21 protein-coding genes and 1 pseudogene are annotated in these 24,272 nt (G+C 68.2%); 8 read left to right on the top strand and 14 right to left on the bottom strand.

Going from position 1 to position 24,272, the window contains the following annotated elements:
• Positions 1 to 25 precede the first annotated feature (25 nt).
• A complete protein-coding gene (locus BLQ75_RS05200; RefSeq protein WP_092598628.1) occupies positions 26 to 1,312 on the bottom strand; it encodes an MFS transporter in 1,287 nt (428 codons plus the stop codon).
• 158 nt (positions 1,313 to 1,470) lie between these two features.
• Positions 1,471 to 2,130, bottom strand: a complete 660-nt coding sequence (locus BLQ75_RS05195) for an ArsR/SmtB family transcription factor (protein WP_092598625.1) — start codon at positions 2,128 to 2,130, stop codon at positions 1,471 to 1,473.
• Between the two features lie 77 nt (positions 2,131 to 2,207).
• Between BLQ75_RS05195 and BLQ75_RS05190 the strand changes: the two genes are divergently transcribed.
• Positions 2,208 to 3,569, top strand: a complete 1,362-nt coding sequence (locus BLQ75_RS05190) for an MBL fold metallo-hydrolase (RefSeq protein WP_092598622.1) — start codon at positions 2,208 to 2,210, stop codon at positions 3,567 to 3,569.
• Positions 3,566 to 4,834, top strand: a complete 1,269-nt coding sequence (locus tag BLQ75_RS05185; protein WP_092598619.1) for an MFS transporter — start codon at positions 3,566 to 3,568, stop codon at positions 4,832 to 4,834. The genes BLQ75_RS05190 and BLQ75_RS05185 overlap by 4 nt, the downstream gene beginning before the upstream one ends.
• Positions 4,835 to 5,008: 174 nt before the next feature.
• On the opposite strand, the gene BLQ75_RS05180 is transcribed toward BLQ75_RS05185, so the two are convergent.
• The 3 genes from BLQ75_RS05180 to BLQ75_RS05170 form a co-directional block, all read right to left on the bottom strand.
• On the bottom strand, positions 5,009 to 7,861 hold the full coding sequence (locus tag BLQ75_RS05180) for a Tn3 family transposase (RefSeq protein ID WP_092598616.1): 2,853 nt from the start codon (positions 7,859 to 7,861) through the stop codon (positions 5,009 to 5,011).
• 504 nt (positions 7,862 to 8,365) lie between these two features.
• A complete protein-coding gene (locus tag BLQ75_RS05175; protein ID WP_139182915.1) occupies positions 8,366 to 8,689 on the bottom strand; it encodes a hypothetical protein in 324 nt (107 codons plus the stop codon).
• 36 nt (positions 8,690 to 8,725) lie between these two features.
• Positions 8,726 to 9,265, bottom strand: a complete 540-nt coding sequence (locus BLQ75_RS05170; protein ID WP_092598610.1) for a pyridoxamine 5'-phosphate oxidase family protein — start codon at positions 9,263 to 9,265, stop codon at positions 8,726 to 8,728.
• 45 nt (positions 9,266 to 9,310) lie between these two features.
• On the opposite strand from BLQ75_RS05170, the pseudogene BLQ75_RS05165 reads away from it, so the two are divergent.
• A pseudogene (locus BLQ75_RS05165) lies at positions 9,311 to 9,891 on the top strand (recombinase family protein).
• Positions 9,892 to 10,113: 222 nt separating this feature from the next.
• Complete coding sequence (locus BLQ75_RS05160; protein ID WP_092598607.1) at positions 10,114 to 11,301, top strand: macrolide family glycosyltransferase; 1,188 nt, start codon at positions 10,114 to 10,116, stop codon at positions 11,299 to 11,301.
• Between the two features lie 297 nt (positions 11,302 to 11,598).
• Here the strand turns inward: BLQ75_RS05160 and BLQ75_RS05155 are convergent, their stop codons facing one another.
• Positions 11,599 to 12,225, bottom strand: a complete 627-nt coding sequence (locus BLQ75_RS05155; RefSeq protein WP_092598604.1) for a ScbR family autoregulator-binding transcription factor — start codon at positions 12,223 to 12,225, stop codon at positions 11,599 to 11,601.
• Between the two features lie 243 nt (positions 12,226 to 12,468).
• Entirely contained in the window at positions 12,469 to 13,038 is a 570-nt protein-coding gene (locus BLQ75_RS05150) for a TetR/AcrR family transcriptional regulator (protein WP_139182914.1), read from the bottom strand.
• 222 nt (positions 13,039 to 13,260) lie between these two features.
• On the opposite strand from BLQ75_RS05150, the gene BLQ75_RS05145 reads away from it, so the two are divergent.
• From BLQ75_RS05145 to BLQ75_RS05125, 4 genes are all read left to right on the top strand, one after another.
• A complete protein-coding gene (locus BLQ75_RS05145) occupies positions 13,261 to 14,421 on the top strand; it encodes an IS701 family transposase (protein WP_092598598.1) in 1,161 nt (386 codons plus the stop codon).
• Between the two features lie 711 nt (positions 14,422 to 15,132).
• Positions 15,133 to 15,417 carry an LLM class flavin-dependent oxidoreductase gene (locus BLQ75_RS05140; RefSeq protein WP_092598595.1) on the top strand — a complete coding sequence of 95 codons (285 nt, stop codon included), beginning with the start codon at positions 15,133 to 15,135 and terminating at the stop codon, positions 15,415 to 15,417.
• 3 nt (positions 15,418 to 15,420) lie between these two features.
• Positions 15,421 to 15,894: a flavin reductase family protein gene (locus tag BLQ75_RS05135; RefSeq protein WP_092598592.1), complete on the top strand. Its 474-nt coding sequence runs from the start codon at positions 15,421 to 15,423 to the stop codon at positions 15,892 to 15,894.
• Between the two features lie 660 nt (positions 15,895 to 16,554).
• Positions 16,555 to 17,205 (top strand): 3,4-dihydroxy-2-butanone-4-phosphate synthase, encoded by a 651-nt coding sequence (locus BLQ75_RS05125; protein ID WP_092598586.1) that lies wholly within the window; start codon positions 16,555 to 16,557, stop codon positions 17,203 to 17,205.
• Positions 17,206 to 17,264: 59 nt separating this feature from the next.
• Here BLQ75_RS05125 and BLQ75_RS05120 read toward each other — a convergent pair whose 3' ends face one another.
• The 7 genes from BLQ75_RS05120 to BLQ75_RS24660 form a co-directional block, all read right to left on the bottom strand.
• Positions 17,265 to 18,680: a nucleoside recognition domain-containing protein gene (locus tag BLQ75_RS05120; RefSeq protein ID WP_092598583.1), complete on the bottom strand. Its 1,416-nt coding sequence runs from the start codon at positions 18,678 to 18,680 to the stop codon at positions 17,265 to 17,267.
• Positions 18,677 to 19,540: a FeoB small GTPase domain-containing protein gene (locus tag BLQ75_RS05115; RefSeq protein ID WP_244515248.1), complete on the bottom strand. Its 864-nt coding sequence runs from the start codon at positions 19,538 to 19,540 to the stop codon at positions 18,677 to 18,679. Before BLQ75_RS05115 ends, BLQ75_RS05120 begins: the two co-directional genes overlap by 4 nt.
• A 5-nt stretch (positions 19,541 to 19,545) precedes the next feature.
• Positions 19,546 to 19,782: a FeoA family protein gene (locus BLQ75_RS05110; RefSeq protein ID WP_092598580.1), complete on the bottom strand. Its 237-nt coding sequence runs from the start codon at positions 19,780 to 19,782 to the stop codon at positions 19,546 to 19,548.
• A gap of 320 nt (positions 19,783 to 20,102) precedes the next feature.
• On the bottom strand, positions 20,103 to 21,671 hold the full coding sequence (locus tag BLQ75_RS05105) for a glycosyltransferase family 39 protein (RefSeq protein WP_244515247.1): 1,569 nt from the start codon (positions 21,669 to 21,671) through the stop codon (positions 20,103 to 20,105).
• Positions 21,672 to 21,752: 81 nt separating this feature from the next.
• Complete coding sequence (locus BLQ75_RS05100) at positions 21,753 to 22,190, bottom strand: hypothetical protein (RefSeq protein WP_244515246.1); 438 nt, start codon at positions 22,188 to 22,190, stop codon at positions 21,753 to 21,755.
• A 785-nt stretch (positions 22,191 to 22,975) separates the two neighbouring features.
• Entirely contained in the window at positions 22,976 to 24,016 is a 1,041-nt protein-coding gene (locus BLQ75_RS05095) for a family 2 encapsulin nanocompartment cargo protein polyprenyl transferase (protein ID WP_092598574.1), read from the bottom strand.
• Positions 24,017 to 24,169: 153 nt separating this feature from the next.
• Positions 24,170 to 24,272, bottom strand: a 103-nt coding sequence (locus BLQ75_RS24660; protein ID WP_425286439.1) for a hypothetical protein, incomplete at its 5' end; no start/stop codon positions are given.

The following is a 24,272-nucleotide window of genomic DNA, read 5'->3' as shown; positions in this document are numbered from 1 at the left end:
TGGTGACCAGAGTGGTGCTGGTTGCTCAACGGTCAGCTGGTGTGGGCGCCGGCTGGTCGTGCGGGCGCACCCTGTTACCGGCACGTGTGGCGATCACGAGGACCGGCAGCAGGGCCACCGCGATGATGCCTCCGACCAGGGAGAGCAGGGTGTAGCTTCCGGTGGCCACGATCATGCCGGAGGCCAGGCCACCGCCGGCTCCGGCGACGGCGATGGTGACGTCGACCAGGCCTTGGGTCTTGGCGCGGGTGGCCAGCGATGTGTTGTCGGTGATGATCGCTGTGCCGCTGACCAGTCCGAGGCTCCATCCCAGGCCCAGCAGTCCGAGCGCGATCGCCAGCAGCGCGACCGACTGCGGTGGGGCGAAGGCGGCCACCAGTCCCGCCGCCATCAGGGTGAGTCCGGAGGCGCCGGCGATGGGTATCCGGCCGTAGCGGTCGACGAGGAAGCCGCTCAGTGGGGACGGCAGGTACATCGAGGCGATGTGCACGGCGATGACGGCTCCGGCCGCGCCGACGGAGTGGCCGTGGTGCTGCATGTGGATCGGGGTCATCGTCATGATCGCGACCATGACGAGTTGGGCCACGACCATCACCGCCGCGCCGAGCAGCACAAGCCGCCTGTTGTCGCCCGAGGAGCTCGGGGTTGCGGGGCTGTGCCCGGGTCGGGGTGTATCCGGCTCGGCCAGGGTGCGCGCGGTGAGCAGGGGGTCGGGGCGCAGCAGCGTCCACAGCACGACTGCGGCGGCGCCGTAGGCGATGGCGGCCAGCAGGAAGGGCCCGGCCAGCGGTGGGATGTTCCAGGACCGGGCCAGCGTGCCCAGCGGGGTGACCAGGTTGGGGCCGACGACGGCGCCGAGGGTGGTGGCCACGAGCACGGTGCTCAGAGCGCGAGCACGGTGGCCGGGTGTGGCCAGGTCGGCGCCGGAGTAGCGGGCTTGCAGGTTGGTGGCGGTGCCGGCCCCGTAGATGACCAGGGCGGTGAAAAGCAGTGTGACGTTGTCGATGGTGGCGGCGACCACGACACCGAGAGCCCCGAGCGCCCCGGCGGCGTAGCCGGCCGCGAGGCCCGTGCGGCGTCCACGGCGTTGGGAGGTGCGTCCGATCAGGGCGGCCGCGACGGCTGAGCCGGCGGTGAACAGGGTGCTGGGCAGGCCGGACAGGCCCGTGGTGTCGAGCATGTCCTCGGCTAGCAGGGCGCCGACGGTGATGCCGGCGGCCAGTCCCGCCCCGCTGAGGATCTGAGCGGCAACGAGGACGGTGAGGATGCGTCGTTGGGTAGGGTGCAGTGCGGCCGCGGTCGCGGGGGTCATCCTGGTCCCTTCAGGGCAAGTGGTGGATCAGGCAGCGGTGATGGGCAGGTCGTCGCGGCAATTCCGCGTTGAGTCGACCGAAGTTTGTGCTCGGCGGCGTTGCCGTTGGCAGGCGGTCGTCAGCGGGCGCGCTGCGGCTGCGGGTCGGGTGGTGCTTGTCAGGTGGTGGTTACGGGCAGGTCGGCGAGCCGCCATTCGAGCATCCCGTCGTCCAGGCGGTGGGCGGTGCGTCCGTGGGCGGTCAGCAAGCGCACCGCGTCGTGGGCGAGCACGCAGTAGCGGCCGCGGCAGTAGGCGACGACGTTCTGGTCGGCTGGGATGGTGTCGAGCTTGCCGGCCAGTTCCTCCAGCGGGATCGAGACCGCGCCGGGGATGTGTCCGGCCTCGTATTCCTCGCGCGGGCGCACGTCGAGCACGACCACGTCATCGTCTTGGGCGCGTTGGAGCAGTTCGTCGCGGCTGACGTGCTCGGCATCGTCGGGGCCGAGGTAGGCGGTGCTGGCCGTGGCTACGTCGGGTAGGTGGGCGCTGGCCACGTTGCGTACCAGTGCGTATAGCGCGGCGACGTCGGTGCCGGCCAGCCGATAGTAGATCTTGGTGCCCTCCCGGTGGGTGGTGACCAGGTTCGCTTGCTTGAGGGTCTGCAAGTGCGCCGAGGCGGTGGTGGTGCCCAGCTGGGCCGTGCGGGCCAGCGACTCCACGGTGCGCTCGCCCTGGGCGAGCAGATCGAGCAGTTCGAGCCTCTTGCCGTTGCCCAGTGCCTTGCCGACGCGGGCGAACTGGTCGAACAGCGCTGCCTTGGCATGGTGATCAGCCATCGTTCCTCCAATCTTCCGTGGAATAGTGTATAACGGAGGCTGCATGAGGAAAAGCCGCTCCGACGGGAGGTGCTGCGATGACCACGGTGGATCTGGTTCCGCTGGTCGATGAGGGTCTGGGCAACTCGGCCTACCTGGTCGATCTGGGTGATGGACGCGCGTTGGTCGTGGATGTCAGCCTGGATCTACGAGGCGCGTGGCAGGCCGCCCGGCGACGTGGCCTGACGCTGGCGTTTGCCGCGGATACGCACCTGCACGCCGACTTCGTCTCCGGTATGCGCCAGCTGGCGGCCACCGAAGGCACCCAGGTACTCGCCTCGGCGGCCGGGCACCGGGAGTTCGCCCACACCGGATTGCACGACGGTGACGAGGTCGACCTCGGCGGGCTGCGGCTGCGGGCGCTGGCCACACCCGGGCACACGCACGAGCACCTGGCCTTCCTACTTCTCGACGGCGACCGACCGCAGGGCGTGTTCACCGGTGGATCGCTGATCGTCGGTGCGGCGGCGCGCACCGACTTGGTCTCTCCGGACGAGACCGAGTCGCTGGCACGGCAGCAGCATGCCTCGCTGCAACGCCTGGCGGCTCTGCCCGACGAGGTCGCGGTCTGGCCCACCCACGGCGCCGGATCGTTCTGCTCGGCCCCGCCCGGTGCGCAGCGCACCAGCACCATCGGCACGGAAAAGGCCAGCAACCCGCTGCTGCGGGCCCGGGACGAGGACGCCTTCGTGACGGGGCTGCTGGATTCGCTGGGCAGTTTCCCGCCGTACTTCCTGCGGTTGGCCGAGTACAACCGGCGTGGGCCTGCCATGCTTGAGGCCGACCCTGCCCTGCCGTCACTGGACGGGGCGCGGGTGCGGTCGCTGCAAGCCGAGGGCGCGCAGGTGGTCGACGTGCGCCCGGTGCGCCAGTTCGCCACCGGCCACGTCCCCGGGGCGCTGTCCATTCCGCTGCGGCCGGCGTTCGCCTCCTGGCTGGGCTGGCTGACCTCGCCCGAGCACCCCCTGGTGATCGTCCGCTCGGAGGAGCAGGACCCGGCCGAGATCGCCTGGCAAGCCGCCAAGATCGGCCGCATCGACCTCACCGGCGAACTGGACGGCGGCATGCCCGCCTGGACCTCCGACGGGCAGCCTACCAGCAGTACCCGCCTGCTCGGCGCCGACGAGATCACCCACCAGCGTGTCCTGGACGTACGCCAGGACGCTGAGTACGCCGAGGGGCACGTCGCCGGGGCCACCCACGTCGAACTCGGCGCCCTCGCCGACCGTGCCGACGCACTGCCACACGCCCCGACGGTGGTGATGTGCGGGCACGGCGAGCGTGCGATGGGCGCGGCCAGCCTGCTCGAACAGGCCGGGCACCGCGACCTCGCCGTCCTCGAAGGCAGCCCACAGGACTGGGCCACAACCACTGGACGTTCCCTGGAGGAAGGGGAATGAGCACCACCACTCTGCGGTTGGGTCTGCGCGCCAACCTGGCCCAGTTCAGCCTGCTCGTTGTTGTCAACGCCCTGGTCGGCGGCATGGTCGGCCAGGAACAGACCGTGCTGCCGCTGCTGGCCGAGCAGGAGTTTCACCTGACCGGCTACACGTTCCTGCTGAGCTACGTGCTCGTGTTCGGGCTCAGCAAGGCAGCCACCAACTACTTCGCCGGCACCTGGTCGGATCGCTTCGGCCGCAGACCCGTGTTGATCGCCGGCTGGCTGATCGCCATTCCCGTGCCGGCGATGCTGATCTTCGCGCCCAACTGGAGCTGGATCGTGGCGGCCAACCTCTTGCTCGGCATCAACCAGGGGCTGACCTGGTCAACCACTGTGATCATGAAAGTCGACCTCGTCGGGCCCCGCCAACGTGGACTGGCGATGGGCTTCAACGAAGCCGCCGGATACGGCGCGGTCGCGGTCACCTCGGCGCTGGCCGGCTATCTCGCCGAGCACTTCGGGCTGCGCCCCATACCGTTCCTGCTCGGCGCGGCCTACGTCGTGCTCGGCCTCGTCCTGTCGACGCTGGCGGTCCGCGAAACCCGCGAGCACGCCCGCCTCGAAGCCGCCCGCCCCACCCACGGTTCCGACGACGGCCCCACCGAGCTGACCAACCGGCACGTCTTCACCCGCACCACCCTCACCGAACCGGCTTTGTCCTCGGCCAGCCAGGCCGGCCTGGTCAACAACCTCAACTTCGGCTTGTCCTGGGGCCTGTTCCCGCTGCTGTTCGCCAGCACCGGACTGCCCGTCGGCCAGGTCGGCCTGTTGGTCGCGCTCTATCCCGCGGTCTGGGGAGCGGGCCAACTCGCCACCGGAGCGCTGTCCGACCGGTGGGGGCGCAAACACCTCATCACCGTCGGCATGCTCACCCAGGCCGCGGCCCTGGCGCTCATCGCCGTCGCCGGCACCTTCCCCATGTGGGCGCTGGCCACCGTGCTGCTCGGTGCCGGCACAGCGATGGTCTACCCCACGCTGCTGGCCGCCATCGGCGACGTTGCCCACCCCAGCTGGCGCGCGCGCTCCGTCGGCGTCTACCGCCTCTGGCGCGACAGCGGCTACGCCGCCGGCGCCGTCCTCGGCGGCATCGTCGCCGACCTCATCGACCTGCGCGCCGCCGTCTGGGCCGCCGCCGCCCTCAGCCTCGCCTCCGGCATCAGCCTCGCCCTGCGCATGTACGAAACCCACCCCCGCACCCAACGCACCACCGAGAGCACAACCTGACAAAGCCCCGAGCATCGGCCGCCCAACGGCTGTCGAGTATTCAACGTTGCCTACCGTCTCGAATCCTCAAACCCCTCTCCGCCGAACAGGATTCACCAACGGCATGCCGCCAGCCCATCGACGCCGGACCGCCGGATCACGGGCCTGTTCCCGCATCACCCAGACCGTGCCGCGTTAGCCCTCTGCCTCGAGCGTGCGCAACGGTCGGTAGGCGGTGTTCCAGGTGATGATCGCGTTGGTCACCAGCGACAGGCACAGGGCTTGTTCGGTCTGCTGCTCCTGGTGCCGGCGCCGCATGGTGCCGTCGTGGGCGAAGAACAGGTCCCGGCGCAGCGAGTGCAGGCTCTCGCCCTTGTTGAGTTGGCGGGTGATCCGCCGTCGGTAGGCCTCGTCGGCCAGATACCGCAGCGCGTAGATCGTGCGCTGCAGCTTGCCGTACTCGACCAGGGCCTGGGCCAGGGCGGAGCGCCGCGAGGAGGCATGCAGTTTGGATACCACCAGCGAGGCGGTGGCGTGGCCGTACTTCAGCGAGGCGGCCAGCCGCAGCATCTCGTCCCATTGGCTGCGGATCAGCGCGGTATCGATGGTGCCGGTCAACAGGGTGCCCGCGTGCGGGAACCCGCCCACAACCTGCTTGCGCGTGCCGAGGCGGTGCAACGTGATCCCACCGAGGTCACGGATCCTGGGTGACAAGGTGAAGCCGGTCAAGGCGAACAGCGCGAACACCGTCAGCGTTTGCCCAGCGGTGTCGGTGGCGTGCTCGGTGATCGGTAGATCGGTGGCATTGCCCAGGATCTCGTCGAGCACGTAGACGGCTTCGCGGTCGGTGACCGGAATGACCTTTGTGCCGAAAGTGGAGTGCTGATCGGAGACGTGGGTGTAGGTGGCCACCCCCTCGTTGACGAAGTAGCGGCTCATCGCCCGCGCGGTCAGCGACTTGCCCCGCATCGGGAACCGCTGCCCATCGGAGGACGACATCGTGCCTGCGCCCCACACCGACGCCAGTGGCAGCCGGTGGTGATGGTTGACGATCGCCGCGTTCGCCGCCCGCAGCGTGTCCTCGCGCAGGTACCACTCGGTGGTCCACCGCAGCGTCTCCTCCGAGATCCCCGATGCCTCCGACATGGCGGTCACGCCGAAGTTGCATGCCTGAGCCAAGATCGCCGCGTACAGGTTGCGGCGCAGCTGCGGCTGGCGATGGGTCTTGCCGCCGGCGTGGGTGAGCTGCTCCGACCAGTCCGCCCACCGGTCGACCTCGATGAGCAGCTCGGTCAACTGCGGCCGGGGCAACAGCGCGAGCAGCTGGCCGCGCAGCCGCTCGACCTCGTCCGGCACCGCCTCGGCACTCAGCCGGTTGACCACGAGCTCACCCCGCTCGGTCAGGCGCACCGGCCCGTCCCCGGCGGCCAGCAGCGGCTCGAGCTCGCCGAGCGCGGCATGCAGCTGCTCGCCCGCGTTCTCGAGCGCCTCATCGACCTCCTGCGGGGCGCCGACCAGAGCGCAGTACTCGCCCCGCAACGCCTCCCACCGGCGCGCGGGCAGCAGGAACGTGGTCGGGTCGGCGAACCGCCGCGAGCCCGGCACCCACACATCCCCGGACCGCAGCGCATCCCGCAAGCCCAACAGGGTGGCAAGCTCCCAGTAATGCCGGTACGCGGTCGTGTTGCCGCTGGTGGCGGCCTGATCGAGGTAGCCACGCCACCGACTCGGCACGAACTCGGTCGGCGCCCCCTCGGGCACCTTCCGGCCGCCGCGCGCATACAGCTCGGCCAACACCTCGACCGCCTCGAGCAGCGGCCGAGCATCCACGGCGGCCTCGAAGGACACAGCGCGGATGACGTGCGGGACGAACTCGCGCAGGTAGGTGAAACTGGACTCCACCATCGCCAGATGCCCATGATCGCGCGGCAGCCGGTCGGCGGGGTCACGCCGGGCGGTGCGCAGCCGTTCCAGCCCGATCCCGCGCCGCAACCGGGGCCCGACCTCGGCATCAGGCACGTCCACATCGGTGGCCACCGCAAGGATTTCCTCCAGCAGATTCAGCCGGTCCTCGGACTCTCGAGCCCGCTGGGCCAGCAGATCGTCCAGCTTGCGCTTCGCGCGGTTCTCCACTCCGGACAACGCCTGGTCGAACATGCCGATGACCTCGTCGAGCACCTCGACGGCGCACTCGGCGACCGTGGCCAGCAGCACCGGATACCTCTTGTCGCCATCCCGACGAGCCAGGGCCTGATTCGTGCTGCGGCGGCCGATCCCGGCCAGCCGGCGACGCCGCGCCTCGGGCAGCATCGACAAGTCCAGGGTGTGCGCGTCCAACCCACGCAAAAACCGCAGCTTGTCCAGCTCGGCCCGGATCGCCATCGGCGACGCGGTCGTCGCCCCGCGATGCAGCCACGCCAACCGCGAGATCCGCAGATCCCCACCAGCGACCAGCAGCGCGTCGAGTTCCTCCCGCCGCTGCGCCCCCAGCAGCGGCTCCAGCAGCAGGAACGTCTCGGCCGTGGCGCGTTCCCGTGCGGTGGCGACCGCGCGCATCAGCGGCACCACACCAGGCCGGATGATCCGAGCACCGGCGCAGTACTCGCACACCAAGCGGAACAGCACGCTCGGCGCGTCATGCTCCATCGCCCGCGCGGCCAGGAACTCCTCGAGGTCTTTCCACTCGGCGTCCCTGGCCAACCGCCACCCCAGCCGCTCGGTCACCAGCCGCAGATGCTCGGTGCGGGTCTGCTCCCGCGCCCCATACCCGGCGAGCTCGACCAGGCCAACGCCGAGCTGCACAGCCAGCCGATTCACCGCCGCCCGCGGTGCAGCCGGCACCTCGTCAGGCACGAAACCCAACCAGGGAAGCGTGCACAACTGCACCGCCAAACCCAGCCGATTGCCCTGCCCCCGAGCCGACCGCTCCAACCACGCCCGATCATCCGAGCCCAACGTGAAGTACCGGATCAGCTCATCCCGGCCCAACTCGGCAGGCCACGACCGCAGCCGCTCGATCTCCTCATCGGAGAAGAACCTCGTCGACATCCACCGCTCCGCCCGTAGTGATCAACGAACGGAGCACATCCTCACCGTCACCGAACACCGCCCCGTCAGCGGCTCATTCGGCCGCCACCCACAGATCGTCAGCGATCTCAGCCCTGTGGCCAGTAGGAACAGGGCCAACCGTTGTTTTCTGCGCGCCTGCTACCGAAACGCCACTGGTGCTCCGACGACATCACCCTTCGACCCGAGGTCACCTCTTGACCGTCTCGGGGTCTGAGAGGATCCTCCGCTGAGCCATCGGCTCGTAGACGTCAGGTCGGGACCGGGTTGTCGGCAGAGAATGGAGAGGGTTCCTTTAGTCCGACAGCGTCGATCGTGATTCGGGGCCAGCTGTAGCCGCGTGGTTGGTGCCGAGTTCAGGGGCGTATGTGTCGATGGTGGAGCGGGGCAGGACTACCGGGAAACATGACGACGGTCCCGTCGAACGGGCGGGACCGACAGAGGTGGGCGTGCCGGGCTAGCACGAGGTCACGGTCACGTTTCGCTTTACTGCATTCTCACGGCGGGGTGGTACGCGATTCCCGCGATAACTCCACCGGCTAGGAAGATCAGGTAGCTGAGCACGCCTCGCCCTCCGAACTCGTCTTCGCATTCCTGCGGCATCGAGTCGGAGAACCGCGTGCCGCCCGGGGCGTCGTTCGGGAACCACGGCGGGCCGCAGTCGACTGTGGAGGTCTCGCCGGTGAGGTCGCTCGCGGCGGTGACGCCGACCGAATTCAACATCCCCATCGACCGCACCGAAGTCCTCCAAACAACGAGGATGAGACAGACCTGCTCAACGGCGCCGAGTTTCGTAACAACGACCGCCAAGATCCGGGCGGATGTATGGCCCCGCGCGAGCTCTCTTCAGACTGACGGTTGTTGAGCGAGCAGTCCGACGGGGTCGGCGCTGTAGGCGACCATCCAGCTGGGGTCGATGCGATACCACACGTTCTCGTCCCAGAACGGATCGTCGCCATCGCCGTCGTAGTGGTTGACGAGGTAGTCGCGGACGGTCGGCCAAGTCGGGTCGCTGCTCGTCCTCTCGGGGTTCAGCGGAACGGCGTGTCCGTGTGTGAAAATGCCGAGCTGCTCACCGCGCATGAAGGTCGCGCTGATGCCGGGCCGCGCCGCGAGATGACGGGCTTTAGCTGCCTGGCGATGGGTGCCGACGATCCAACGGCCGTGCAGGAAGTGCCCGTCGGCGCCGCTGATGCGTGGCTCACCACGCCGGGTAGCCGTGGCGATAGCCAGGGTGCACATGCCTTGGCAGACTCGGACGACCTGCTCGGCATCCAAGGTGCTTTCACCTGGCCGGATGATCGATTTGAGGTGGCTGCTGGAGTCAGCCCAAGACGTGTCGAGCAGGACTTGAAGACTGCGGAGCTCGTCGGGAGTTTCGAACATGCGGCTAGGTAATCAGCTCCCCCCGACAAAAGCGCCTGTTCGCCGATGCGGGACGTAGGCTCGCGCGCCACGAGCGGCACGATCCTCGACTACACCCGCTGCTCCACCGACGAGCAAGACCTCACCACCCAACAACAGCGCCCGACCGAGCTCGGCGTCGCCGACGGGCGGATCTACCTCGACCACGGACGACCGGCACCACCCGCGCCCGCCCCGGTCTCGATCAAGCCTCCGCCGCCGTCCGCCAGGGCGACACCCTCGTCGTGCCGAAGCTCGACCGGCTCGCCCGCTCCGCCCCCCCGGACACTCGCGCCATCGACGACACGCTGGCCCAACGCGGCATCAAGCTCTCCCTCGGCGGACAGGTCTACAACCCCGCCGACCCCATGGGCGCAATGCTGGTCAACATCCCGGCCACCTTCGCCGAATTCGAAATCGACCTGCTACACGCCAGAACGAAGGAAGGCATGGCCGTAGCCAAGGCCAACGGCAAACAGCCCGAACAGCAACACGAGCTCGTGCGCATGCACGGCACCCGCGAGCACACCATCACCGACCCCGCCGAAGTCTTCACCGTCTCCCACATCACCGTATACCGACCCCTCGAGCGCGATGGCGGCTCATGACACGTTCCTTACCGGAACCCCAATTCGGCCGATTCCGGCGTGGGGAGCTCGCCCGATCGAGCGAGTGCCGTTCTCGCCCGTTTTGGTGTATTCGCACCGCACAGGGATGTTGATGATGTCACGTTTGGGTGGTTGTGCGAGCGTGGGCGGCGGTGTCGCGGAATAATCGAACGGCGGAAACCGGCACTCGTGCCATTTTTCCCGACCTCGTTGTGAGGATGTATGTCCCGCCATTTCGCGTTCGTCGCGCCACCGTTCGACGGGCACGTGAACCCGACCCTTCCACTGGTGGAGGAACTGTGCCGCCGTGGTCACCGGGTCAGCTACGCCACCGGACGTCGCAGACTGGACACCGCGGAGGCCAGCGGCGCGCGGGGAGTCGACACACTCGTGGAGCCTTCCCTACCGTCGACGCAGTCGTTCGACGAGATCACCGTCGAAACACTGGCCCGGATGATGCACATGATGCTCGACCACGCCCGGGACAGCCTTCCGGTGTTGCGGCGGCACTTCACCGAGGATCCGCCGGAAGCCGTGTGCTACGACATGATGAGCCTGGGTGGTCCGATGCTCGCCGAGATGCTGGGAGTACCGGCTGTGGCGCTGTTTCCCAGCTTCGCCGCCAACGAGCGTTTCTCGCTGATGCGCCACTTCCTGCCGGACGACTTCGACCCGAACCACCCGGCCCTGCGGGAAGCCGCCACCAGGCGCCGTGAGCTGGCCGGCCAGTTCGGAGTGTCGGCTCCGGATTCGATGCTGTCGGCCACCCCGGCCGAACTGAACCTGGTGTTCGTGCCGTACCAGTTCCAGCCCGCGGCAGAGACCTTCGACGAACGTTTCCGCTTCCTCGGGCCCTCGATGGGAAGCCGAGGGCGGGGCGAATCCTTCACACCGCCCGACGACCAGGCACCCCTGCTGTTCATCTCGCTGGGCACCACGTTCAACGACCGCCCCGATTTCTACCGCAGGTGTCTGCGCGCCTTCGGAGACAGCGGATGGCAGGTGGCGATGTCGGTCGGTGACCGGATCGATCCGGAAGAGCTGGGCCCCCTGCCCACCAACTTCGACGTGCGCCCCCGGTTTCCGCAGATCGAGGTGCTGCGGCACGCCGACGTGTTCCTGTCACACGCGGGAATGAACTCCACGATGGAGTCGCTGTACCACGCGGTGCCGCTGGTGACCTGCCCGCAGATGGCCGAGCAGCGCGCCAACGCCGGGCAAGCCGAGAAGCTGGGGCTGGCCCGGAGGCTGCCCGAGGGGGCCGATGCCGCCACGCTGCGCAAGACGGTCGACGACGTCGCCGGGGACGAGCGGATGCGTGCCACGGTGGCCGCCACCGCCGCGGGGATACGCGGCGGTGGCGGTGCGGTGGCCGGGGTCGACGCCCTGGAAGCGCACCTGGCACGGTGAGTTCCCGCGCGCCGCGGGCGGGACTCGTCGTACTCGCCGCTTCCGCCTTCCCGACGAGGGCGGAAGCGCACGACAGTGGACGCGCGGCCTCGTGTCCGCCGGACAAGGGCGTGGTCGAGGTCTCGGCAAGCGGGCCGGGAGTGAAGTGGCCCGCCTGGACGATGTCAGCCGTGACGTGTTGTCGCTGGAGCGGCGGGTCGGGTGACGCCGGTTGACGAGCACCGACGTCACAACACCGGCGCCCTCCCGTTCGGCGAGGAGGCACCGTCCTCGGCCGGTACGCGCTCGGTGGCGGCTTCACAGTTCCTGTTCGGCAGTGCGCGGTCCCAGTCTCAGTTGGGAGATCACCCCGGGGGTGGCCACGCCGGGCAGCAGGTAGCGCCACAGGTTGGTGATGCGTTCGGGAAGGTCGGTGTGTCCCGTGGTGATCTGGGACAGTAGCTGGGTACCTGTGTAAGCCCCGACGAGTACGCGCGCGAATTCGTCCACTTCGATACCGGAAAGCAGCTCTCCCCGTTCGCTGGCGGCGACGAGTTGCTCCCGCAGTCGCTCGATCCACAGCACGTAGGCCGCGTCGTCGGCGACGCCGAAGGCGCCCTGCTCCACGGCCAGTCGGACCCCGGCGCGCAGTAAGACGTTGTGCTGTAGCTGGTGAGCCATGTCGATGGTGATGTCGATGAGTTTCTGCAGCCCGTCCTCACCGTGAGGCAGGGGCATGTCCGCGGCCTGTTCGGACATGACCGCCTTGGCCAACTCCTCCTTCGACGAGAAGTGGAAGTAGATCGCGCCCATCGTCACCCCGGCACGGCTGACGATCTTGCTGAGGCTGGCCTCGGCGAAGTTGTACTCGTTGAACACCTCCGCGGCCGCGCGGATGATCCGGGAACGTGTGTGCAGGGCGCGTTCCTGCTTCGGCTGGGGCACCGGTCTCACCTAAGGTCGCTCACGAAAAAAGTGCGCTCGCTATGTTACGAGGTCCGTGGTCGCCTCGCTTCCAGGTGTTCTCGCGCTACCGGGGATCGACGACCGACCGGCCGGAACGGTCGCACTTCGGGCCGTCGACGGCGACCATCGGTGCCGGTTCTGCCACCGCCGGGCCACGGCGCTGGTCACCGCGCAGCGAGCCCGAGACCACTCGGAAGGTGAATCAGTCAGTACCTGTCGTGCTCAGCTCACGTTCGCGGCAGGAGCACGGGTTCCTTGCAGCACCGCGTTCCATATCCGTGCGAGGGTGTCGGCCTCATCGCCTCCCGGCCGGGAGCGCAGGATCACGGCGGCTCCGTACAGCAGGTGCGTGGTGAGCTGGACGACGGTTTCCGGTTCGATCGCGGAGTTCAGCTCTTGTCGCTGTCGTGCTCGTTCCAGTATCCGGCCCACGGTCGCTTCCCAGAGCACACCCCACCCCCCGTCCGGGCCGCCCCGTTCGTTCTCGAGTCGGGCCGCCGCGCGGACCATGGGGCTGCGGGAAAGCAGTTCCACCAGATCGCGGGTCAACCGCGCCACCGCTGCCAGCGGGTCGGTGTCGGGCTCGGCCGCGTGGTCCACCACCTGCCGTGCTTCGGCGTTGCCGACTTCGATGACAGCGGTGGCCAGCGCGTTCTTCGTGGGGAAGTGAAAGGTGAGAGCCCCCATGGAAACTCCCGCCGACCGGCTCACCTCCTGCAACGAGGCACCCGCATACCCCTGGTGCCCGAACTCCCGGGCTGCCGAGTGCAGCAGGTGACCACGAGTCAGCATGGCACGTTCCTGCCTCACTTCACCGTCACCGTCCTCAGATCAACGTTTTCGCCACTCCTGCCTCTCGGACGTTAAACACCAACGAGGCGTCGCGTCGCGGTGGTGACTTGATCACTGACGTCTTTGGCACGTCGGTCCGGCGTCCCGAAGGGAGGGTAGCAAAAAAAAGAGAGTGTTCTCTATTCTTTTGGTGGCCGAACCCTCACCGCTGGAGACAACACCATGAACGAGTATCGATGGAGCGTCCCGTCAGAGGACGAACAGCACCACGAAGTCGGCGAACTGGCGCAGTGGCTGTTCCAGGAGTTTCCGCGTGTCGATCAGCGCCGCTGGGCAGAGGCTTACCTGCGGGGGCTGCTCACGACTCCCGGCAAGAAGTCGGTGCGCCGTATGGGCGAGACCGTGTCTACTTCGGAGACCGCTTGGCAGTCGCTGCACCAGGTCGTCAACGCGAGTACGTGGCGCTGGGAACCGGTGCGCGAGCACCTCGCCGACTGGTGGTTGCGACGGCGCTCAGCGCGAGCTCTGGTCCTGGCTCCGGTGAGTATCCCCAAGCGTGGGCGGCAGTCGGTCGGTGTTCATCGACGTTTCGACCCCTCCAACGGCCGAACCCTGGGATGCCAGTGGGCGATGAGCCTGTACCTGTCCACCGGTGAAGATGCTGTCCCCGTGGACTGGCGAATACAACTGCCCGACCGCTGGAGCGAGGACGTGCGACTGCGCGAGCGCGCGTGCGTACCGAGCACGGCGGGATCGCGTTCCCCGCACGAGATGGCGTTGGATCTGCTCGCGTCCCAACAGCGGCGGATCAGTTCCACCCTGCCGGTGCTGGCCGAGGCGACCACCACCGAAGTGCGGTCGTTCGTCACCGGCTTGGCCGCCTGTGGCAGGTACTTCGCGTTGTCCGTACCCTCCCGCACGCCGCTGACAGTCAGCCGGTGGCCGCTGGCCTATCGCGCTCGGGCCAAGCAGGAGGCGGAAACGGTCAGCGCCCGGCGACTGGTGACTGTGGCCACCGAACCACTTTCCAGCGGTTCCGCGACGTGGCCGCGGATCGTGCCCGCCGATGTTCGGGTTCCCGGCTGCCGTCCCGAGCTGCGACTGGTTTCCTCCTCGCCCCCCGGAGGCGGGCCACAACGCCTCTGGTTGACCAATATGGACCACCCCCGGTTGGCCGCAACGGCCGAGTTCGACACGGTGCGCGACACCGTGGACCGCTGTGTCGAGGTGATGCGCGAGTGTGGGCTCCACGATTTCGAGGGGCGTTCCTTCCCAGGGTGGCATCGTCACATGAGCCTGGTCTCGGCCGCCGCCACGCACCGCGTGCTGCGGGAGGGGAGTTTTCCGGTCGAGCCGACCGGGGTCGCGAGGAAGGCCTCCTGAGCCTGTCCGCTCGTCCCGCGACAGGTGATCAGCGCCGGTCGGGATGGTGGTCCGCCGTCGTGGGGCAGCGAGGCTCGAACGCGGCCGGAGGGCAGCGGGCTCGCGATCGTGGAACGGTTCGGGCCGCGCCGAGAAAGGGTTCGCGGTGCTCAGTCGAGGACCGTGTCTTCCACGTCCTCGGTCACGGTGCCGGACGCGGAGGAGACAGGCCACCCGTCGAGGTGGTACTGACCGACGATGCCGGGGAGGCGATGGTCAGCGGCTTCATGCGGACCCACAATGTCAAGCTGGTTCCTCAAGAGGTTGAGCGAGGGAGAGGCCGCTCCGCCCGGCGGGGAGGAGTTCGCTCCTGACGCCGACGGACTGACCTACCCACCGACCCCTTTCCGGCGCGTGGGCCCCATCGCGGACTCACGAACCGGCCCGCGCGGACCTTCGGGGCTGCGGACCATGCCCCTTCCCGCTCTCCTGGCCGGTGGGCGGTGGAGGGAGCACCAACCTGGCGAAGTCGTCGGCGGTGATCGTCACCTTCTTAGAAAAAAAGCGATTGCTCTTTATTCTTACAGCGGTCGATACACGGAAGCTCGACCGGATTCGGAAGTCGGCGCGTGACTACGTCACGACGTCCGCACCCCCGACCCCCTTGTCCGGAAGGGTCCGCGCCGGATGGCACACCACCTGCACAGCACGCGAGAAACAAGGTAGTTCATCATGAGCCCACGAACAGCACTCCTGACCGGAGCCGCGGGCGGAATCCTGCGGAAGGTGACCTACGGCCTCGCCGAAGAGGGGCACACCCCCATCCTGTTCGACCAGACGCTGGAGTGGGGACTGAGCGGTGCTTCGGAAACCATGATCGCCGCCGCTTCGCGACGCACGAACCAGCTCAAGCTGGCTCACGGTGTCGTTCCCCTCTCCGGACATCATCCCTTTCACGTCGCCGCCCGCGTCACCACCGCCGTACCTTTCATCGTCCCACGGTTTGGAGTGGAGTAACTCATGCTCGAACAACGCTACTTTCGCGACATCCTCGGCCAGTTCACCACCGGTGTCGTGCTCGTCACCACACAGACCCCGCGGGGATTCACCGGCATGGCCTTCAACTCCTTCACCTCGGTGTCGCTGAATCCGCCGCTGGTAGCTCTGTGCGCCGCGCACACCTCGTCCACCTGGCCGAACATCCGCGAGGCCGGCCGGTTCGCGGTCTCGATCCTCGGCGCGGGGCAGGAGCAACTGTGCCACACCTTCAGCACCCACGGAGCCGAACGGTTCACCGGTCACGACTGGGAACGCACCCACGACGGCCACCCCGTTCCAGCGGACGCGCTCGGCTGGTTGGACTGTCGTATCGAAACGATCTACCAGGCGGGTGACCACGAGCTGGTCGTCGCCGAGGCCGTCGAAGGAGCTGTCACCGACAACGGAGACCCTCTGGTGTTCCACGGCGGTCGAATCACGGCGCTGCCGGCCTGATCCGTTTTCCCGCTGAGCCAGCTCCGCAGCGTTCGAGAAGGAACCTCTCAATGTCGGTGACCAACGTTCCCACCCTCGAGCCCGCACCGAACTCCCCGTCGCGACAGGGGGCGACGGAGGAACACCTGAGTTTCGTGCGCACCGCCCCGCGGCGCCTCGTCGATCGCGACGCGGTCGCTGAGATCCTGATCACGGACTGGAAACGACCGCGTCTTCCGCTTCGGTGCCCAGTGGCCCCGGGAGCACCTTTTCCGCACCCCGATCGCCGACTGCTGGCACGAAGTGACTTCCACGCTCTGTGCGCCGTGACCGTTCTCAGCCGGATCGGCGCGCGCATCGGCTGTGTGGTGTTTTGCGCATCGCTGTTCTCGTTCTCGGTGCGAGCCCCGGCCGGGGCAGAGCGCTCACCCCCGTGAGCACCGTCGTCTTCCCGCTCATCGACCGGCCCGCCGAAGCGTGGGTGGGATCGGATGCGTCACCGGCAGGTGCTTGATCCTCAGTCGAGCTGATCCGGTCCGTTCCCCGGACTGATAGTCGTTCCATCACCGGGCGCGCGGGCGGCACCGAAGGTGATCGACGTGCCCGCTCGCCGAGCTGGTCCCGACCACGTGTCGCGCGCTGTCCGGACTTTCACGAAAACATCAACTTCGAGGACCAACCATGTCGACATCGTATGCGATAGGGAATTCGGAAACCGTTGTGCTGGAAGCTCTCGTAGCTCTGGTGGCGGGACGCCCGGTCGTCGTGGATACGGCGGGTGACGGCGGGCATCTCGTGCTGGCCGGCAGCAAGGCCAGCGGTAGCCAGCTCGGCTGGATGATCCGGCACACCAGTGGTTTCGTGCTGGCGGCCACCACGGCGGAACGTCTCGATGCCCTGCGCATCCCGCCCATGTTCGGCTACCACAGCACAACAGCCACCTCGTTCGCCGTCTCGGTGGACGCCAGCGAAGGCACCACGACCGGTATCAGCGGTCACGACAGGGCGCTGACGATGCGCACGCTGGCCTCCCCCGAGGGACATCCGCGCGATCTGATCCGCCCGGGACACGTCGTCCCGGTGCGCACCGCCGAGCACGGGGTTCTCGAACGGGCCGAGGCGGCCGAAGCGGGCGTGGACCTCGTACGGCTGGCGGGACTGTCCCCCGTGGCCGCGGTCTGCGCCATGCTCGACGAGCGCGGCGGGCTGCTGGATTCACACGAGTCCAGGCGGTTCGCCGCCGACCACGAGGTGCCTGTGCTGAGCATCGCCGACGTGATGGCCCATCGCTTCCACCACGAGCTCTTTCCCGCTCGCACCGCGCCGCGGTGAGGCGCCGGAACCGGCGGAGGGTCGAGGAGCGGCCGCGCGCCGGGCTCACCGTGCCGAGATCATGCCCATCCGGCCAGACGTGCGACGGTGGCGGTCGTACCGGTGACCAGAAAACCCAGCGCGATCGGCAGCAAGGTGGCCACCGCGGTCCACTTCAGGCTTCTCGTCTCGCTCCAGATGGTGAGGATGGTGGTACTGCAGGGATTGTGCAGCAGGCTGAACAGCATCAGGTTCACCGCGGTCAGCAGCGTCCACCCCCCGGCCTGCACCAGCACCGTGTGGGTCTGGGCGGTGCCGAGTTCGAGCATCACGCCCTGCTGGGCGCCGAACAGGTTGGGCCCCAGGGTCAGCGTCAGCATCAGGATGGTGGGGATGATGATCTCGTTGGCGGGGATGGCCACCAGGTAGGCCAGCAGGATGACGCCGTTGAGGCCGAGCAGCCACCCCAGCGGATCGAGCGCGTTGACCAGGTGGGCGGCGATGCTCGCGTCGGCGACGGTGACGTTGCTGATGGTCCAGACGAGCGCCCCCGCCGGTGCCGCCATGACCACCGCGCGGCGCAGCACCTTCAGAGTGCGGTCGATGAGGCTGGTGTAGAGGGTGCGCCACACCTTCGGGGGGCGGTAGGGGGGAAGTTCCAGGGAGTAGGTCGAACTGTGCCCACGCAGCACGGTTCTCGACAGCCCCCAGGAAACCAGCAGGGTGACCAGCACGCCCAGGAAGGCCACGGTGACCACGCTGGCCGCGGCGACCACTCCCGCCAGCGCGGGCGGGGCGAGTGCGCCGATGAAGATCGTTCCCATCAGGATGAGGGTCGGCCAGCGTCCGTTGCAGATGCTGAAGTTGTTGGTGACGATGGCGATCAGCCGTTCCCTGCGGCTGTCGATGATTCTGGTGGCCGTCACGCCAGCCGCGTTGCAGCCGTAGCCCATCATCATCGACAGGGACTGTTTGCCGTGGGCACCGGCTTTGGCGAACAGCCGGTCGAGGTTGAACGCCACCCTGGGGAGATAGCCGAAGTCCTCCAGCAGTGTGAACAGTGGAAAGAAGATGGCCATGGGGGGCAGCATCACCGCCACCACCCAGGCGGTCGACAGGTACACCCCGTCCAGCAACAAGCCGGTCACCCACTGGGGGGCGTGCAGCGGGGCCACCAGTGCGTGGAGTTGACCGTGACCGTAGTCGACCAGCAGACGTGACAGCAGGCCCGATGGTCCGGCCGCGCCGGAGATGGTGAACCAGAACACCGCGAAGAACAGCAGGCCCATCACCGCGAATCCCCACACGCGGTGGGTCAACGCCCCGTCGAGCAGCCGGTCGAGGGTAGGTCTGCCGCCTTCGCCGTGTTCGGTGACGCTGGTCTCGGCGATGCGGGCGGCGTCGTTGTGCAACGACTCGACGATGCCGTCGCGGAACCCGTCGGGCAGCTGGCCTCGCAGCCGGGTGGCTTCGTCGATGATCGAGGGCTGGTTCACGAGTGGGTCTTTCCCGAACGGTCGGTAAAGGATTCCGTGCTTGCGGCCGGAGCCGCGAGTCGGCCCAGCGTGCCGTCGGTGACGGCACGCTCGATGCCGGGGTCGCCTTCCAGCAGTCGCAGCGCGATCCACCGGGTGTTGGTCAGCTCCGGATATTCCCGCTGGATACGGTGGGCCAGCTCGCTCACGGCTCGTTCGGTGCGGACGTCGCCGTGGTGGACGGGACGCGCGCGAGTGGCGATCGTCCCAAGCGCGACCCGTTCGACCGTTTCCAGCAGGTCCGGCACTCCCTGACGGCTGCGTGCGGCCATGGGCACCACCGGCACGCCCAGTTCGCGGGCGAGGTGACGCTCGTCGACGGACAGCCCGTGTCGGCGGGCCTCGTCGACGAGATTGAGGGCCAGTACCACCCGGTCGGTGATCTGCAGGATCTGCAGCACGAGGTTGAGGTTGCGCTGCAGGCGTGTGGCGTCGACGACGACCACGGTCACGTCGGGACGACCGAACACCAGGAAGTCGCGGGCGACGTCCTCGTCCTCACTGGTGGACAGCAACGAGTACGTGCCGGGGAGATCGACGAGTTTGTAGCGTCGGTCACGGTAGCCGAATCCGCCCTCGGCACCGATGACGGTCTTGCCGGGCCAGTTGCCGACGTGCTGGCGCAACCCGGTCAGCGCGTTGAACACCGTGCTCTTGCCGGTGTTGGGGTTGCCGGCCAGGGCCACCACGTGGTCGTGGCCGGAGACGTCGACGCCGAGGGAGAGCAGCTGGGAGGCGTGGTTGAGCGCGCACGTGCCGCAGACCGGGTCAGTGGGGGGTGCCGGGTTCACGCTCGGGGTCGGCAGTTCGGTGTGGGGCACTGTGCTCACCCCTGTCCGACGGTGATATGGATACCGCGGGCCTGGTGCCGACGAAGCGCGATCACGCTGCCTCGCACCAGGTATGCGGTGGGATCGCCGAGCGGGCTGACACGGTCGACGCGGATCGGGGTGCCCGGCAGCACCCCGAGGTCCATGAGGCGCCGCCGTTCGGCGCCGTCGACGTCCAGCGCTGTCACCGTGGCCGTCTGGCCGTTCCGGAGCCGGTCCAACGTCGTGGTCATGTTCGTCCCCCTGCCGAAACACCTGCTACGTCACACACAACCTGAATTTTAGGCGAGCCGAAAACTCTTGTTAAGGCGGAACGCAACACAATGGTTTCCCTGGAGAAAACAGCTGGTCGCCGAAGGGGGGACGTGCCGCGAGAAGGGAATGCGGGCCGACCGGCTCGTGAGGGTCGCGTTCGGTTAGCCGTTTCCTCCGGCGTGGTCCACGTCCCGCGGCTCGCCGTCACGGGGTGGGAACCGGCACGGTGGGGGCTGAGCCGCCACGACCACGAAGGGTGATCGACGAGTCTGGTGGTGCCTCGCGTTGGGGCAGCGACTCACCACAGGCTCATGTGGTGCATCCGGGGCCACAACCGCGACCACGGCAGTTTGGGATCCTCCAGCACCCAGATGCGCATGCCGTCGTAGTAGGTGGGAAGGGCCGGGTCCGTCTCGATCTCATCCACAGCACGGACCCTGCCGAACAGCTCCCGCAGCCGCTCGCGCTCTCCGCCCAGGTACACCACGCGCCGCACCGTGTCGTCGGGGCGGCTGAGGTACCAGAACCCTCGGCTGGTGCTGTGGACCTCGGGAATCCCGTGACGAGGCCCGAAGTGGTGCAGCGCCCCCGCCGACCAGTAGTCGCGAGTGACCACAGCGGTCTCGGTGCCGTCACGCGGCAGCTCACGGTAGACCCGCGCGACCTGCTCGGTGATGCTGGGCCACGCCAGGCTGGCCCGGCCCACCACGTTGTGCGGGTTGATCCGTGGGGCGGGGGTCAGCGGCAGGGTGCCCACGGCCGGGGGCAGACCAGTGAACAGACAACACGCGATCACCACCGCCGCGGCCACCCAGCGAGGCCAACGGTGCCGGTACTTGCCGAGAGCCGTCCAGCACAGTTGGGCCACCACGGCGCCCGCGCCGAGCAGCACGGCGTATAACCCGGCCGTGTAGTACGAACGACCACTCACGACCACGAACAGGACCGCGATCACCACCGCCGCGGCTCCCAGGAAACGGTGGGGACGCAGCGCGGGTGTCACCAGCAGCCCGCACAACCCGATCAGCACCAGTACGGTGCCGACGGGACCGAGCTGGTGGGACGAGGCGTTCAGAAACGCCCGGACCCCGCCGGTGGTCTCGCCGTCGACGACCCGCGCCATCGCCAGTTGGGGCCAACCGTTCCGTGCCTGCCACCACAGTCCCGGAGCCGCGGAGAGCACCGCCAGCAGCCCGCCGAGCCACAACCCGGGGCGCAGGACCAAGCGACGTGGGCCGAACAGCATCGCCATCGGCACCGCCACGAGCCACAGCACGGGAATGAGCAGTTTGAACTGGACGGCCACGGCGGTGACCAGTCCCGCGGCGAGCAGGGAACCGTTGGCCGGCTGCCCCTGGTGTTCCCGACGTGCCGCTCGCAGCAGCAGCCACACCACGCAGGCCCACAGTGTCTGGTCGAACGAGTAGGTCACCAGCAGGTGCGCCGAAGCGATCAGGTGCGGGGCCAGGGCAGCCACCCCGGCCGCGCACACTTGTGTCACCCGGTTCGCCCCGAGTTCGCGGGCACTCAACGCGGTGAGAACGAGGTAGCCGACCGCGGCCAGCAGTGACGGTGCGCGCAGCCCGACCAGCGAGTCGGGAAACAGGCTCTGCATGGCCCGGGCCAGCAGCGGAACCCCCGGCGGCTGGTCGGCATAGCCGAAGGCGGGGTGGTGGCCCGCGGCCAGGAAGTACAGCTCGTCGCCGAAGTAGCCGTAGCGCCCCGTGGTCAGCACGCACACCAGGGCGAAAACGAGGGCGACCACCCCGACGGAGACCGTCGCGAACGGCCATCGCTCACGCGGGGAGGATTCGGATGTGGAGGAGGTGACGGATCTGCCGGCCGTGACCGGTGGTGCTGTCGACAATTCGCTCCCCTGGCGACCGAGGGACGAGGCGACAGTCGGTCCCCGTCCCGATGATGCCCGATCTTCGGCTGTGGGACGGCGTCAGCGCTTCTTCGGTGCCGGATCCTTGCGAAGCAGGTCCGGCCCGAGGATACGCCGCACCACGCGACGGGCGAGACTGCGTCGTTTCTTCGGCGGCGTGGCCTCGGAATCGCTTGCCGCGTCCTGGGACTGCGTGGCCGTCTCGCGGGGCGGCGGTGATTGTGGTTCCCCCACGGGAGTGGCGGCCACGGTCGGAGTATCGTCCGGCGGATGGGGCTCGGGCGATACCGGCTCCACCGGTTCGGCGGTCAACCGTTTGGCGAACTCCGGGGTCTGTTCACGGATCGCCGGGATGAACGGCTGGGTGACTTCGAGCCGTTCCGCCCAGGGAGCCGGGGCTGGCGGCTGCTCCGGGAAAACGAGTTCGCCCTCGATTCGGGTGGTCAGTGGCCCGGCGTCGCCTGCGGCGTCCCTGTGCGGTTGTTCGGTTGGCACCATGGGCTGGAACCAGGTCCGAGTACGGTCGTCTTGAAGTGTCATCCGTCTTGACTCGTGATATGGAGCAACGGTCAGTAACACCGGCGAGTGATTCCATCCGGTGTGACAGACCCTACCGGTAACGCTGCGATAAAGCATCACCCGTCTGTGCTGGACAGCGATACGAGAGGATCACAGTGACGCCACGTCTTTCGATGTCCCCGCTCTGAGCTGGTGTTGCGCGGGGCGCGAGGGGGCGGTGTGGCACTGGTTACCTTGTTTTCGCGACGGCTACGACCGGGCGTGCTTCGTGACCGTGTGACAACTGTCCGTCCCGTTCGACTCGGAGTGAACCTCCTGGGAAGCCGCTGCTCGGCTCGGCACGGGGCATGGCGATCGCGAGACACCCCCAGTGGCCCCACGACCGCCACGGCGAGCCTATATCGGTTCAGAGCGACCGAGCAACGAAATCCATCACCGAAACAGGCGATTAACAGCCGTTCGCGGGACACGGCACCGACGCCGGCTTCCCCGGGCGGTGTTCGTCCAACTCGTCCGGCCGCGGTGACCGGTGGGGGCGTAGCGGATGCCGTCGCGGACTCGGCACACGCGGACGTCCTGGAGTGGCGACGCCCCGTGGGCGAGGTGCCGAGCACGGTGCGGCGTGGAGCCTGCCTTCCGATTCCTCTCCTCGTATCCGCGGCAGAGCCGCTGAGCACTACGGCCTCACCGCGACCCGGCGAAAGAGGTCCGGCAGCGGTGTCGGTGTGCCGAGGCCGGGGTTCTCGGGCCGACGGGGCTCGTGGTCAACGGTCGCGCCGGGTAGACATTCGGGCCAGTTCCGTCAGCTCGGAAGCCGATCGGGGCTCGGTGTCGGCGACGGCCAGTTCGGCCAGTGCCAGCGACAGCAGTCGGTCGGCCTCATCTGTGCTGAACTGCTTGCCCCCGGCCAACTCGACGAGCTCGGCGACCCGTGCCAGTTCCCGGGGGGAGAGGGGGTGTTCGCGGTAGTACAACGCGCGCAGCTGTTCGGTGACGGGGCCGGTGGTGTTCAGTGCTGCCAGCACCGGCAGGGTCTTCTTCCTGGCCCGCAGATCGGAGTAAACGGGTTTGCCGGTGGTGTGTGGATCCCCCCAGATGCCGAGCAGGTCGTCGACGTGCTGAAACGCCAGCCCGAGGTACTCGCCGAAGGCACGTAGCCTGTCGATCCGCGTGCTCGTTCCACCACCGAAGAAGGCACCGAGCGCACAGGCGCGGCCCAGCAGGGCCCCGGTCTTGGCGGCGGCCATGCTCTCGCACTCCGCCAGCGTGACGTCGTGGCGTCGTTCGAAGTCCATGTCCGTGCTCTGCCCCTGGATCAAGGTGTGCACGGTTTGGTTGAGGCCGCGGGTCGCCGCCGCGGCCTCGGGGTGCTCGCTGGAGACGAGCACGTCGTCGGCGGCGGCCAGCAGCGCGTCACCGGCGAGGATGGCTTCCCCCGTTCCGAACACGGTCCATGCGGTGCGGCGGTGCCGTCGTGTTTCGTCGCCGTCGATGACGTCGTCGTGCAGCAGTGAGAAGTTGTGGACCAGTTCCACGGCCACCGCCGCCGGTACGGCGGAGTCGGCCGATCCGCCCATCGCCTCGGCCGCGAGCAGTGTCAGTGCCGAACGCAGCGTCTTGCCGCTCCGACCATCAGTGGGGTTGCCGTGCTCGTCGCACCAGCCCAGGTGGTAGGTGGCCACGGTGCGTGCGGCCCGGGGGAGCCGGTCGACGGTGGTTCGCAGGGCGGGCAACACCAGTTCGCGGGCGGAGTCGAGTATCTCGGTGCCGGAGCGGATGTTGCCGGTGTCTTCGACAGTGGCCACAGGGTCGTCCCTTCCGTGTCGTACTGGCGGGTGTTGGTCGGCGAAACGGGTGGTGGCAGCGGGCCGTTCGAACCCCCGGTCGCCGAACGAGGCGGAGCGTCACCGGCCTGTGGACAATTCCCGCCCCTGGTGGTCGGGCTCTCGAGTGGGGCTTCAGCGTGCGATCTCGACGTGTTCGAGGACGCCGAGCGCGTCGGGGACGAGTACGGCCGCGGAGTAGTAGGCGCTGACGAGGTAGGAGATGATGGCCCGCTCG

Origin of the sequence: Actinopolyspora xinjiangensis, assembly GCF_900104475.1 — a bacterium.
GTDB classification, from domain to species: Bacteria; Actinomycetota; Actinomycetes; order Mycobacteriales; family Pseudonocardiaceae; genus Actinopolyspora; species Actinopolyspora xinjiangensis.
Note: the sequence above shows the minus strand (reverse complement) of the source record. Positions and strands in the feature narration are given on the sequence as shown.